The following is a 13302-nucleotide window of genomic DNA, read 5'->3' as shown; positions in this document are numbered from 1 at the left end:
AGTCGGGCGGTGATGGTCAGGGCTCAGATCAGGCCGCGGCGATGACCGCGAGAACGCCCTCGCCGTACGCCTCGCGTTTCTTCGCACCGATACCGGTGATCCCGTCGAGGTCGGCGAGGGAGGCAGGACGATGCTCCGCGAGCGCGCGCAGGGTCGCGTCCCCGAACACGATGTAGGCGGGGACGCCCTGCTCGCGGGCGGTCTCGGCCCGCCAGATGCGCAGCGCCTCGAACAGACCCCGGTCTCCGGCGTCCAGGGCATCGGCGGCACTGGCCTTGCGAGCCCGACCGGACGAGGTCGGACGCCCGATCGTGTCCTTGCGCAGCGGTACAGCCGTCTCGCCGCGCAGCACTCCGGCGGCCTGCTCCCCGGGAGCGAGGGTGCCGTAGTCGCCCTGCGCGACCAGGATGCCACGAGCGAGGAGCTGCCGGACGACGCTGCGCCAGTCCTGATCGGAGAGGTCGTTGCCGATGCCGTAGGTCGCGAGCTTCTCGTGTCCCTGCTGCCGGATGCGCTCGGTCGAGGCGCCGCGGAGGATGTCGATCAGGTGGCCGGCACCGAACGCCTGATTGCGCTCACGCTTCAGCCGCACGATCGTCGAGAGCAGCTTCTGCGCGGGCACGAGCCCGTCGAACGTCTCGGTGTTCTCGAGGCACGTGTCGCAGTTGCCACAGGGCTGCGATTCCTGACCGAAGTACCCCAGCAGGTTCTGCCGGCGGCACTCCACGGTCTCGCACAGCGCGAGCATCGCGTCGAGGTGCTGGCCCATCCGCATCTTGAACGTGCGGTCGCCGGGGCTCTGGTCGATGAGCCGGCGCTGCTGCACGACGTCGCCCAGACCGTACGCCATCCACGCCACAGAGGGCTCGCCGTCGCGGCCGGCGCGACCGGTCTCCTGGTAGTAGCCCTCGACCGACTTCGGCAGATCGATGTGCGCGACGAAGCGCACGTCGGGCTTGTCGATGCCCATGCCGAACGCGATGGTCGCGACCATGACCACGCCGTCTTCACGGAGGAAGCGCGCCTGGTTGGCCGCCCGCACCTCGGCGGGCAGACCCGCGTGGTACGGCAGCGCATCGAACCCCTGGGCGGCGAGGGAGGTCGCCGTCTGCTCGACCGATTTGCGGCTGAGCGCGTAGACGATGCCTGCCGCGCCTTCCGGCTGCGAGCGGATGAACTGGACGAGCTGCTTGCGCGGGTCGACCTTGGGCACGATGCGGTATTGGATGTTCGGGCGGTCGAAGCTCGCGACGAAGTGGGCGGCACCCTCGAGGTGCAGCCGCTCGGTGATCTCCTTGTGCGTCGCCGCGGTCGCTGTCGCCGTGAGCGCCATGCGCGGCACCCCGGGGAACCGCTCGCCCAGGTCGCCGAGCGCCAGGTAGTCGGGACGGAAGTCGTGACCCCACTGCGACACGCAGTGGGCCTCGTCGATCGCGATGACGCTGAGCGTTCCGCGCTGGAGCAGCGCCGTGGTCTGCGCGTTCGACAGACGCTCGGGGGCGACGTAGATGAGGTCGAGCTCGCCGGCGACGTAGGCCCGCTCGACCTCGCGACGCTCGTCGATCGCCTGGGTGGAGTTGAGGTAGGCGGCCTTCACACCGTTGGCCCGCAGGGCATCGACCTGGTCGTGCATGAGCGCGATGAGCGGGCTGATCACGAGGCCCGTGCCCTCACGGACGAGGGCGGGCACCTGGTACGTGATGCTCTTTCCGCCACCGGTCGGCATCAGCACGACGGCGTCTCCGCCGGCGATGACCTGCTCGACGATCGCCGCCTGGTCGCCACGGAACTCGTCGTAGCCGAAGACGGTGTGCAGAGCCTCGCGCGCGGTCGCGTACCGGCTCGGCGTCGCGCGACGAGCGGCCGGAGCCGCGGATGCGGGGGCCACCGGCGTGACCGGACCCTGACCCCAGTCGAGCGGCGGCTCGTAGCCCGCCCCCTGCGGCTCCCAGTCCATCGGCTCGGGCGGGGCGGACGACTCCCAGCCGTCGTCGTAGGGCTCGTCGGCGTACGGCAGGTCCGCGTACGGGTCACGGGGAGTCTGCGGCATCCCTCCAGCGTAACGACCCCCGCCGACGCGGGAGGCGCTTCCTCCACACCCTCGACCGGCCGGCTGCCGAAACCCAGACCACCCGCCTCCCCCACGGAGTGTCGCACTCCGACGCGCCGGTGCGGCAGCAGACGGTCTGGGTTTTCGCCGGGCCCGACCCCGCACGCGGGCGTAGGTTGGAGGCATCCGTTCGAAGGAGCAGCCGATGACCGACATCACCGTGACCCGCAACGACGACGAATCGCGGTACGAGATCCGTTCCGACGACGTACTCGCCGGCTTCGCCGCGTACGACCTGCGCCCCGGATCCATCCGCTTCATCCACACCGAGGTCGACCCGGCGTTCCAAGGCCAGGGGCTGGCCGGGAAGCTCGCTGCCGAGGCGCTGGCGGATGCGGCGGGACGCGGTGACGCGATCGTGCCGCTGTGCCCGTACATCGCCAAGTACCTCGAGACGCATGAGATCCCCGGCGCCGAGATCCGCTGGCCGCAGACCCCCTCTGCACCTGTGGGAACCGCGGGTGAGGACCCGACGGGCCGCGCCGAATGATCGGACAGCACCGCCTCCTCCTCGAGCCCCGCGAGGTTCCGCTCGGCGGGGTGCGCGGCATGAACGTGCTGCGCGCCCTGCCGCACCGCAACCTGCCCACGATCGGCGCCTGGTGCTTCCTCGACCGTTTCGGACCGGCCGACACGAAGATGCGGGTCGAGCCGCACCCCCACATCGGTCTGCAGACCGTGACCTGGCCGCTCGTCGGAGAGATCCGTCACCGCGACTCGCTCGGCAGCGACGCCGACCTGCGTCGCGGGCAGTTGAACCTTATGACCGCGGGCAACGGGATCTCGCACTCGGAGTACTCGATCGGCGAGGATCCCGTCCCCCTCGATGCGCTGCAGTTCTGGGTGGTGCTCCCGGATTCGGCCCGCCACGGCGCTGCCGGGTTCGAACGGCACACCGCACTGCCCGCACTCGCCCTCCCGGCCGACGAGGGAGCGGATGCCGAAGCCACCGTCGTGCTCGGCGAGTTCGCCGGCGTGCGCTCGCCCGCCACGGTGCACACCCCGATCGTCGGGGCCGAGATCGTGCTCGCTCCCGGCTCGCGTGTGCATCTGCCGCTGCGCTCCGACTGGGAGCACGCCCTCATGCTCGTCGAGGGAGACGCCGTGGTGGCCTCGCATCCGCTCGATCGCAACAACCTGCTCTACCTCGGCGACTCCCGCGACACCGTCGAGGTGTCGAGCACCGAGGGCGCCCTGTTGTTCCTGTTGGGTGGTGAGCCGTTCGAGGACGACATCGTGATGTGGTGGAACTTCGCCGGCCGCTCGCATGACGAGATCGTCGAGGCGCGCGAAGAGTGGGAAGCGGAGTCCGTGACGGGAGCGGCATCCCCCCGCTTCGGCGCGGTCGACGGTCACGACGTGCGCATCCCCGCTCCGCCGCTCCCTGACGTGCGGCTCATGCCGCGCAGCCGGAAACTCTGACTCAGCCGCGCTCGGGCGTGTGCACACGAGCGAGGAAGCGCTCCGTGCGCGGCGACGGTCCCCGCGGATCGAAGAGCGACACCACGACCGTCACGGCCGTGGCGAGCGGGATCGTCCAGGCGGCGGGCTGCGCGAGGTAGGGCGCGGCCACTCCGACTCCCCCGACCGCCGCGTGCACCAGCAGCGCGAGTCCGGCGGCGATCCCGCCCGACAGCATCCCGGCGACCGCGCCACGGGCGGTGAGTCCTCGCCACCAGACTCCCAACAGCACGACCGGCGACAGCGTGGACGCCGCCACCACGAACACCACGCCGACGCTGGACCCGAGGCCCGCCGGCGCTGTGAGCAACGCCACCGCCAGAGGCACCAGTGCACAGAGCACCGCAGACAGCCGGAACGACCGCACCGAGCCGGAGAACACGTCCTGGCTGATCACGCCCGCGAGCGACACGACGAGACCGGCCGATGTCGCCAGGAACGCCGCGAACGCCCCCGCGACGATCAGCGCGGTCAGCAGTTCGCCGAACGCTCCGGGGAACACGCGCGACGGCAACAGCAGCACCACCGTGTCGGCGACACCGGGAACCGCGAGGTCGGGAGCGGCGATGCGCGCCAGCAGCCCCATCGTGCTCGACACCGCATAGAACGCGCTCACCATGCCGATCACGATGACGGTGGTCCGCCGCGCCGACACCCCGGTCGGACTCGTGTAGAACCGCACCAGCACGTGCGGGAGCCCCATCGTCCCCAACAGCAGTGCGAGCAACAGGGATGCCGTCTCATACGCGTCGAAGCCCGAGGGCCCGGCCTCGACGGGGAACACCAGCGCGGGATCGACGTCGTGCGGACCGCCGCTGAGGGCGAACGCGATGAACACCACCGGCACCAGGAGCGCCGTGAGCTTGAGCCAGTACTGGAACGCCTGCACATAGGTGATGGCCCGCATGCCGCCCGCGGCGACCGCCGCCGCCACGAGCACCGCGACGGTCACGGCCCCCACCCATTCCGGAAGGCCGGCCACGACGAGGAGCGTCAGCCCCGCTCCGTGCAGCTGCGGCACGATGTAGAGCCAGCCGATCACCAGCACCGCGATGCTGGTCACGCGCCGGGCCGACGTCGACTCCAGCCGCGCCTCGATGAAGTCCGGGATCGTGTAGGCGCCGCTGCGCCGGAGCGGCGCCGCCACGAACGCGAGCACCAGCAGGTAGCCGGCCGCATAGCCGATCGGGAACCAGAAGCCGCGGGCGCCGTCGAGCAGCACGAGACCCGACAGTCCGAGGAAAGTGCCGGCCGAGAGGTACTCGCCGCTGATCGCCGACGCGTTCCACACCGGCCGCACGGTGCGCGAGGCGACGAAGAAGTCTCCCGTCGTGCGCGAGATGCGCAGTCCGTAGACCCCGATCAGCAGGGTCGCGACGATGACGAGCGCGACGCCGATGAGGTCGAGCACCGCGTTCATTCGCGATCACGGAGCGCCCGGTATCGGCGCTCGTTGCGGGCGGCCGTGCGCACGTAGAGCACCGCGAACACGAGGATGATCGGATAGAACGCGTAGGCCTGCAGCAGCCACGACAGCGGCAGGCCCCAGACCACGACCTGTCCGACCTCGGGGACGAGAGCGATCGTCAGGGTCAGCGCGATGACCACGACGACGAACCCCGCGACGGTCCCGAGCGCGAGCCGGAGCTGACTGCGCATCAGGGCGCGCGCATACACGGCATCCGCCTCGTCGACGGGCGAGCCGGGGAGCGCGATGCCGCGGGTGAAGGTGGTCGGCCTCCGATCGGGCAGGTCGGCCGTCACACGAACCCGCTTCGGCTTCTCGGTCATCCTGCCCCCTCTCCGCGCAGCAGCGCGTCGCGCACCGCGGGTACCAGTCGCCGGCTGACCGGGAGAGAGGTCGCACCGATCGACACGGTGGGCTCCGGCCCCGACAGCCGCGCCTCGGTCACGGCGGCGATGCGCACGAGCGAAGAGCGGTGGATGCGGAGGAACCCGGCATCCGCCCATCGCGCCTCCAGCTCCGAGATCGGGATGCGCACCAGATGACCCGTCCCATCTCCGGTGTGCAGTCGGGAGTAGTCCCCCTGCGCCCGCACCCAGCGCACGTCGCTGCGTTTCACGAACCGCACGACCGAGCCGACCGTGACCGGCAGCATCTCGTCGTCGCCCGATGCCGCGGCGTCTCCGAGCTCGACCACCCGGTCGACCGCCCGCCGCAGACGCTCGAGGCGCACGGGCTTGAGCAGATAGTCGGCGGCACGCAGCTCGAAAGCCTCCACCGCCTTCGCCTCGTCGGCGGTGACGAACACGACCGCCGGAGGTTCGGCGAGGGTCAGCAGCGCCCGCGCGAGCTCCATCCCGGTCAACCCCGGCATGTGGATGTCGAGGAAGGCGATCCGCACCGCGCGCTCCGACATCAGCCGCAGCGCATCCGCGCCCGACGACGCGGTGAGGATCTCGCCGATGCGGGCGTCAGTGCCGAGCAGGTGGACGAGCTCGTCGAGGGCTGGACGCTCGTCATCCGCGACGAGGACGTCGATCGAGGGGGCGCTGTTCGTCATGATCGTCAGTCGGCGTCCGGGTCGTGCTGCGGCTGAGATTTCGGGACCCGCATGCGCACCAGGGTACCGGCGCCGGTGTTCGTCTCGACCACCAGCCCTCCGTCCGCACCGTAGAGCTGGCGGAGCCGGGTGTCGACGTTGCGGAGCCCGACGTGGACGCCGTCGTCCCCCGCGGTGAGAGTTGCGCGCAGCGCCTCGGGGTCCATGCCCACGCCATCGTCCTCGACCGTGATCTCGGTGTGGGTGCCGTCGTCGCGCGAGGCGATGCGGATCTCTCCCCCGCCCTCACCCGGCTCGAGCCCGTGGCGGACCGCGTTCTCGACCAGGGGCTGCACCGAGAGGAACGGGATGACGGTCGCCAGCGTCTCCGGGGCGATCTGCAGCGTGACGCGCAGACGGTCGCCGAAGCGTGCACGTTCGAGCTCGAGGTAGGAGTGGATGCTGCCGAGCTCTTCGGCGATCGTGGTGAACTCGCCCTGACGGCGGAACGAGTAGCGCGTGAAGTCGGCGAACTCGAGCACCAGCTCCCTGGCCCGCGCGGGGTCGGTGAGGATGAACGAGGCGATCGCCGTGAGGGCGTTGTAGATGAAGTGCGGGGAGATCTGCGCCCGCAGCGACCGCAGCTCCGCCTCGGCCAGCTGCGTCCGCTGCGCATCGAGCCCGCCGAGTTCGACCTGGGCCGCGCACCAGTCGGCGACTTCTTCCGCCGCCCGCACGAGCGCGGCTCTGACCGGTGCCGCGAACGCCACGACGACTCCCGCCACCCGGCCGTCGACGAGGATCGGAGCGCCGACCGCCTCCAGGTCGTCCTCCCTTCCCGGCGCCGGGAACACCTGCCTCCGCCCCGAGGCCCCGACCTGGGCGGCGATGCGGCGGGCCGCGGATTCGAGTCCATCGGACGGACCGTCGAACGACACCGTGCCTTCCGCGCTCACGATCGCGACCGCCGCGCTGCCGAGCAGCACTCGCAGGTGACGCGCGGCTTTGACCACATCGGAATCCGAGAGTCCGGCGCGCAGATGCGGCGCCGCCAGGCTCGCCTGATGCAGTGCGGTGAGGGCGGCCTGTTCGGCGTCGCTTCCGAGGTCGGCGGCCCCGCGCGCGAGTCGGCGTGCGAGCAGGAGGAGCACCGAGAGGACGATGCCGCCGAGCACGCCGAGGATCGCTGCGAGAACGACGTCGGTCATGGTCCCAGCCTAGGCACCGGCGTGGCTGCGCTCAGCAGCAGCGGGCACCGGGGTTGCGATCCTGGTCGTCCATCCGCTGCCGCCAGAACTGCCGTTCGGTCAGCGGCTCCTCCTCCGGATGCTGCCGACGCTGATGGGCGACGTAGGTCGCATAGGCGGTGTCGCCCATCAGGGTCGTCATGTACCACCGGATGCCGCGACCAGCCCGCGCCACGGCACTGAGCAGCGTCCGCAGGAGGGAGGTCGCGGCATCCGTCCGCCTCATGGTGTCGGCCATCTCAGGGGGATCGACATCAGTGGGTCGACGCCTTGCGCTCGTCGGCGAGGATCGGCTCCCACTGCTTCTCGAGCTCACGTTCTTCGGCGCTCGGCAGGAATCCGGCCGGGGCGAAGCGGCGCGAGGCCACGGGCGGCTCCTCGGTGTTCTCGCCGCCGCCGTTGCGGATGGCCCTGATCGTGACGATCACAGCGGTCACCATCACGATGATCGCCAGGGTCACGAAGATGATCGACAGCGTGCCCTGCACGGCGGTGTTGCGGATGACCGCGTCGAGCACCTGCGGCTCGCCGAGCGAGGTGTCTCCGCTGTCGCGGGCGGCGACGTAGCGGAAGTGGTTCGCCCAGTAGCCGATGGCCGGCACCGGAGAGGCGATCTTGTACAGCGACGCCGTGATGGTCACGACCGCGGTGAACGCCAGCGGCAGGGCGATGATCCACAACCACTTGAAGTAGCTGCGGCCGCGCTTGGCGACGATGGCCAGCACCACGGCGAGCGCGATCGCGGCGAGCAGCTGGTTGGCGATGCCGAACAGCGGGAAGAAGGTGTTGATGCCGCCGAGCGGGTCGGTGACACCGAGGATGAGGATCGCGCCCCATCCGGCCACCATGATCGCCGTGCAGATCCAGACGCCGGGGCGCCACGAGACGTCGCGGAACTTGGGGAACCAGGCGCCGATCGAGTCCTGCAGCATGAAGCGGGCGACGCGGGTGCCGGCATCCACCGCGGTGAGGATGAACAGCGCCTCGAACATGATCGCGAAGTGGTACCAGAACGCCATGAGCGCCTGGCCACCGAGAGCCTGCTGCATGATGTGCGCGAGGCCGAGCGCGAGGGTGGGTGCGCCACCGGTGCGGGACACGATCGACTCCTCGCCGACCGCGGCCGCCGTACCGGTGAGCATCTCGGGTGTGAGGTTCACCCCCGTCAGCCCCAGCGAGTTCACGAAGGCGACGGCCCCTTCGACCGTGCCTCCCGTCGCCGCCGTCGGCGCGTTCATCGCGAAGTAGATGCCCTGGTCGATCGAGATCGCGGCGACGAGGGCCATGATCGCGACGAACGACTCCATGAGCATGCCGCCGTAGCCGATGAAGCGCGTCTGGCGCTCCTTCTCGATGAGCTTCGGGGTCGTTCCGGAGGCGATCAGCGCATGGAACCCGGAGAGCGCCCCGCACGCGATCGTCACGAACAGGAAGGGGAAGAGCGGACCGGCGAACACCGGACCCATGCCGTTCTCGCCGAAGATGCTGACCGCGGGGACCGTGATCTCGGGGCGCACCAGCACGATGGCTCCGGCGAGCATGACGATCACGCCGATCTTCATGAAGGTCGACAGGTAGTCGCGCGGGGCGAGCAGCAGCCAGACCGGGAGCACGGCGGCGATGAAGCCGTAGACGATGATGCCCCAGGCGATGGTGGTGCGGTCGAGGTGGAAGATCGCCTGACCCCACTCGGTGCCGGCGACCCATCCGCCGCCGATGATCGCGGCCATCAGCAGCACGAAGCCGATGATCGAGACCTCGGTGACCTTGCCGGGGCGGAGATAACGCAGGTACACGCCCATGAAGAGGGCGATCGGGATGGTCATGGCGACCGAGAAGACGCCCCAGGGGCTCTCGCCCAGCGCGTTGACGACGACGAGGGCGAGGATGGCGACGATGATCAGCATGATCAGCAGCGAGGCGATGATCGCCGCGGTGCCGCCGATCTTGCCGAGCTCCTGGCGGGCCATCTGCCCGATCGTGCGGCCGCCGCGGCGCATCGAGAAGAAGAGCACCGTGTAGTCCTGCACGGCGCCGGCGAGCACGACGCCGACGATGATCCAGATCGTGCCGGGCAGGTACCCCATCTGCGCGGCGAGCACGGGTCCGACGAGCGGGCCGGCGCCGGCGATCGCCGCGAAGTGGTGACCGTAGAGCACACGGCGGTCGGTGGGGACGTAGTCCTTGCCGTCCTGCTTGACCTCGGCGGGAGTCGCCCTGCGGTCATCGGGCCGGGTGATGTACTTCTCGATCACCTTGGAGTAGAACCGGTAGCCGATCAGGTACGTGCAGACCGCCGCGAACACGAACCAGATCGCGTTGACGGTCTCGCCGCGCACGATCGCGAGCATGGTCCAGGCGACGGCACCCAGCAGGGCGATCGCGGCCCACAGGATGATCTTCGGCAGGGTCCAGCGGTTCGCCTTCTCGTGATGCTCTTCGGTGAGGGCGACGGAGGGGAGTTTCGGATCGGTGACGATCACGGGCTCGTCGTCGACGAGTCCGGCGCCGTCGCGGCGGCGCGACGAAGGTGCGGTCATGGGGGTCTCCTCGGGGTACGCGACGTTGCGTTCCCCCACGTTAGGAAGACGACGCCGTCGGAGAGGACCGAGGGAGCAGGTGCTGCGACGAGCGGCGCCGTTCACGCGGTGAACGGATGCGCCCGCGCAACACGACACCCCGTGGCCCTTCGACCACGGGGTGCCGTGCTGTCGTGCTCCTGTATTACTCCCGCTTCTCCCCTCGCGGTGCGGGAGTCGCCGGCGCCGACGTCTGCGGTGCGGGAGTCGCCGGCGCGGTCGTCTCCGGAGCCGGGGTCTCCGGCGCGGGAGTCTCGGGCGCCGGAGTCTCGGGCGCCGGGGTCTCCGGGGCGGGGGTCTCCGGAGCCTTCGCCTGCGGCACGTCGACCGTCAGCACGGTGCGGACATCCGACTCGCCGTACTGCACGACCCCGAGGTAGCGGGTGCCGGCGGCCAGGCCGGTCCAGCTGAGGTCGTACGACGTCTGCGTGCCGCGGACCGCGGCGAGCGGGTTCGGCGTGGCGGTCAGGTCCCCCTCGCCGTCGGGCAGCACGTTGGCGTAGGTCATGTCCCACGTCATCGGGCCCGTCGTCGAGTAGATGTTGGCCACCACGAGGTACGTACCCGCCGTCGGCGACGGGATCGTGACCTGCTCATCCGCCGAGCCGGTCGCCGAACGCCAGCGCTGGTAGTACTGCAGGTCGTCCGGGCTCACCACGCGGTACACGGTGAGGTCGAGATCGCTGCCCTTGTCATCGGACGAGTCGAGGTCGAACCGCGAGAGCGTCGTACCCTCCGGCACGTTCACGATCCACGACACGTCCTTGTTCGCATCACCCGACTTCTCGTCACCCGAGTGACCCTCGACCGGGTTGCCCGCATCGGCGAGCAGCTCGAACGGAGTCAGACCCGAGAGTCCGAGCGCCAGATCTCCGGTGAGACCGGGGGTGATGTCCACCGACGTACTGCCGTCGACACCACTGCCCGTGACCTCGGCCGGAGCATCGGCCGTGACCGGGAACAGCGCGATCGGAGAGCGCACCGAGTTCTTCGCACTCGTCCAGGTCAGCGAACCCGTGGCCCACTGCTCCACCGGAGCGCTCGCGTTGTCGAACGTGACCGTGAAGGTCTTCGTCTGACCGGGGCGATCGAACTTCAGCTGCTGCGGCGTGACCTTGATGTTCACTCCCGGCACGGAGGCCTTGGCGGTGAACGTGCCCTTCTCGGTCGAGGTGACCGTGCGGGTGACGGTCTGCGCGCTGGTCAGCGAGCCGATCGAGATCGACGCCTGGTTCAGATCGCTGCCGTCGATGGGATCGATGCCGGGGAAGTCCGACAGCCCCTTCCCGTCGAGGAACGCCGCCCAGTCCTTCACACCGTTGAGGTAGAGCAGACCCGGGTTCAGGTACCGCTTCGGATCGACCTGACCCGCACCCTGCTCGAACGGGTTCGTGTTCTTCGATCCGTCGGGCAGCACCGTGTCGTAAGCGGTGGTCATCATCGCCGACTTGATCTCGGCGGGCGTCGCCTTCGGGCGCTCACCGAGGTACAGGGCCGCGAGACCCGCGACGTGCGGCGAGGCCATGGACGTGCCGGAGAGGATGCCGAAGGTCGGCTTCTCGCCCGGAGCGTTCTCGGTCGCCGCGAGGATCGCGACGCCGGGAGCCGCGATGTCCGGCTTCATCACGTCGCTGCCGTCTGCCAGCATCGGTCCGCGGCTGGAGAAGCCTGCGATCTGCGGCGTCGGGGTGGTGACGCCCGTGGTGTTCTCCCCGACGAGCGTGATCGGACGGTCCACGCCGCCCTGCACGTACGCGAGCACCGCGGCTCGGTGCACCGCGTTCAGGTGCACGGTCGGCACCGCGTGGAAGTCGTTGTCGAGCGAGTCGGCGCCACCGGGGACGTTCACGAGGACCATGCCCATGCCTCCGGCATCCTTCACGACCTGCGACTTCTCGGCGCGGGCGTTGCCGCCACGGTCGCAGACCACGATGTGTCCGGCGACCTTGGCCGGATCGAGGGTGCCCGGCAGGCAGAGCTGCGGATCCTTCGCTCCCGCTGCGGCGGCATCCACCGCGGCGATGGACGGGCCGGTGACCTTCTGTCCGAACGGCACGCTCACCGAGGCTCCGGCCTGCGCGAACCCGTCGAACTGCACGGTGCCCTCCCAGGTGGGGATGGTCGAGGCGGCGACGGTCGTGTACCAGGGCGATGCGTGGTCGGCCGTGACCGGGTCGGGGCCGTCGTTGCCGGCACTGGTCGCGACGAAGACGCCGGCTGCCGCGGCGTTGAAGAACGCGAGGTCCTCCGGAGCCATCACGGTGCTGGCGGCACCGCCGCCGATGGAGTAGTTGATCACGTCGACGCCGTCGGCGACGGCCTGATCGATCGCGGCGATGAGGTCGCTCTGCGCGCAGATGTCGTCGGTGGTGACCGTCGTGTCAGGACCCACGTAGCAGGCCTTGTAGGCCGAGATCTTCGCGGCCGGTGCGACTCCCGAGACCGTCCCGAAATCGACGTTCTCGATGCTGGCCTTGACCTTGAAGTTGCCCGCGGCAGTGCTCGCGGTGTGCGAGCCGTGGCCGTCGCCGTCACGCGGCGAGAGGTAGTCGTACTGGAAGTCGAACCCGGCGGCCTCGGCTCCGGCGTAGAAGTACTGTCCGCCGATGAGCTTCGAGGAGTAGTCGCTCTTGTCCCAGTCCTGGCCCTCGACCATCGCGGCCTGGAACTGGCCACCGTCGGACTTGTCGAAGTAGACGTAGGTGCCGTCGGTGTAGGGCTGACCACCCTTGTTGCGAGTGTTCTGCTGCTTCTGCTTCTTGATCTTCTTGCCCTCGAAGGAGGGGTGCTCGGGGGCGATGCCGGTGTCGATCACACCGACGACGACGCCTTCTCCGGCCTTCTCGACTCCTCCGGTCTGCTGCCACACGCCGCCGCGGCCCTTGCGGTCGTCGCCGAGACCGAGGTAGTCGGTCGAGGTCTGCGCATCGGGGTGGCGGATCTCGTCGGGGTAGACACCGAGCACGTCCTTCGAGGCACGGAGCGCATCGACCTGTTCGCCGCTGAGGTCGGCGCTGAACCCGTTCAGCACCACCTGATACGTCGTGTCGGGGGTCACGCCGATGTCGCTGACGAGGTCGGTCTGCTCGGTCTGGAGGTGCTCGACGTAGCGCTGTGAATCCTGCGACTGCGTCTCGAGCTGCTCGCCTTCCGCGGGCTTGGTGGCTTTCAGCCCCTTCACGTCGCCCTCATAGGTGGCGAGCGGATCCGACTTCATCACGACGATGTAATGTCCGGGGGTTCCTGCGACGGGGACGGGGTGCGTCACCTCCTCCGTCGCGGCGTAGCCGGTGGTTGCTGTCGATGCGATGAACAGCGTGGCCAGGGTGGCGGCCGCTGCCATCCGGAGGGGTGTTCGACCCATGTGGTGCTCCCGATGATCACGGTGCAACCGCGTTGCT

The 13302-nt window shown here is 69.7% G+C and carries 10 protein-coding genes; 2 read left to right on the top strand and 8 right to left on the bottom strand.

The window, feature by feature from the left end:
- Positions 1–28: 28 nt before the first annotated feature.
- Complete coding sequence (gene recQ, locus MST3598_RS02825; protein ID WP_029258758.1) at positions 29–2050, bottom strand: DNA helicase RecQ; 2022 nt, start codon at positions 2048–2050, stop codon at positions 29–31.
- Between the two features lie 205 nt (positions 2051–2255).
- On the opposite strand from recQ, the gene MST3598_RS02820 reads away from it, so the two are divergent.
- The gene (locus MST3598_RS02820; protein WP_029258757.1) at positions 2256–2600 is read left to right on the top strand and encodes a GNAT family N-acetyltransferase; all 345 of its coding nucleotides are present in this window, start codon (positions 2256–2258) and stop codon (positions 2598–2600) included.
- A complete protein-coding gene (locus tag MST3598_RS02815) occupies positions 2597–3532 on the top strand; it encodes a pirin family protein (protein WP_029258756.1) in 936 nt (311 codons plus the stop codon). Before MST3598_RS02820 ends, MST3598_RS02815 begins: the two co-directional genes overlap by 4 nt.
- A 1-nt stretch (position 3533) precedes the next feature.
- Here MST3598_RS02815 and MST3598_RS02810 read toward each other — a convergent pair whose 3' ends face one another.
- The 7 genes from MST3598_RS02810 to MST3598_RS02780 all read right to left on the bottom strand — a co-directional run bounded on the left by MST3598_RS02810 (position 3534) and on the right by MST3598_RS02780 (position 13265).
- On the bottom strand, positions 3534–4991 hold the full coding sequence (locus MST3598_RS02810) for a sodium/solute symporter (RefSeq protein ID WP_029258755.1): 1458 nt from the start codon (positions 4989–4991) through the stop codon (positions 3534–3536).
- Positions 4988–5362 carry a hypothetical protein gene (locus MST3598_RS02805; RefSeq protein ID WP_021198463.1) on the bottom strand — a complete coding sequence of 125 codons (375 nt, stop codon included), beginning with the start codon at positions 5360–5362 and terminating at the stop codon, positions 4988–4990. Before MST3598_RS02805 ends, MST3598_RS02810 begins: the two co-directional genes overlap by 4 nt.
- Positions 5359–6096, bottom strand: a complete 738-nt coding sequence (locus MST3598_RS02800) for a LytR/AlgR family response regulator transcription factor (RefSeq protein WP_029258754.1) — start codon at positions 6094–6096, stop codon at positions 5359–5361. The genes MST3598_RS02805 and MST3598_RS02800 overlap by 4 nt, the downstream gene beginning before the upstream one ends.
- A 5-nt stretch (positions 6097–6101) precedes the next feature.
- Complete coding sequence (locus MST3598_RS02795) at positions 6102–7283, bottom strand: sensor histidine kinase (RefSeq protein WP_029258753.1); 1182 nt, start codon at positions 7281–7283, stop codon at positions 6102–6104.
- 31 nt (positions 7284–7314) lie between these two features.
- Positions 7315–7560: a YbdD/YjiX family protein gene (locus MST3598_RS02790; protein WP_051667976.1), complete on the bottom strand. Its 246-nt coding sequence runs from the start codon at positions 7558–7560 to the stop codon at positions 7315–7317.
- A gap of 16 nt (positions 7561–7576) precedes the next feature.
- Complete coding sequence (locus MST3598_RS02785; RefSeq protein ID WP_029258751.1) at positions 7577–9862, bottom strand: carbon starvation CstA family protein; 2286 nt, start codon at positions 9860–9862, stop codon at positions 7577–7579.
- A gap of 184 nt (positions 9863–10046) precedes the next feature.
- Positions 10047–13265, bottom strand: a complete 3219-nt coding sequence (locus tag MST3598_RS02780) for a S8 family serine peptidase (protein ID WP_081860089.1) — start codon at positions 13263–13265, stop codon at positions 10047–10049.
- Between the last annotated feature and the right edge of the window lie 37 nt (positions 13266–13302).

The organism is Microbacterium sp. TPU 3598, assembly GCF_002356155.1.
Taxonomy (GTDB): domain Bacteria; phylum Actinomycetota; class Actinomycetes; order Actinomycetales; family Microbacteriaceae; genus Microbacterium; species Microbacterium maritypicum_A.
This window is presented reverse-complemented; position numbering and strand designations above follow the sequence as displayed.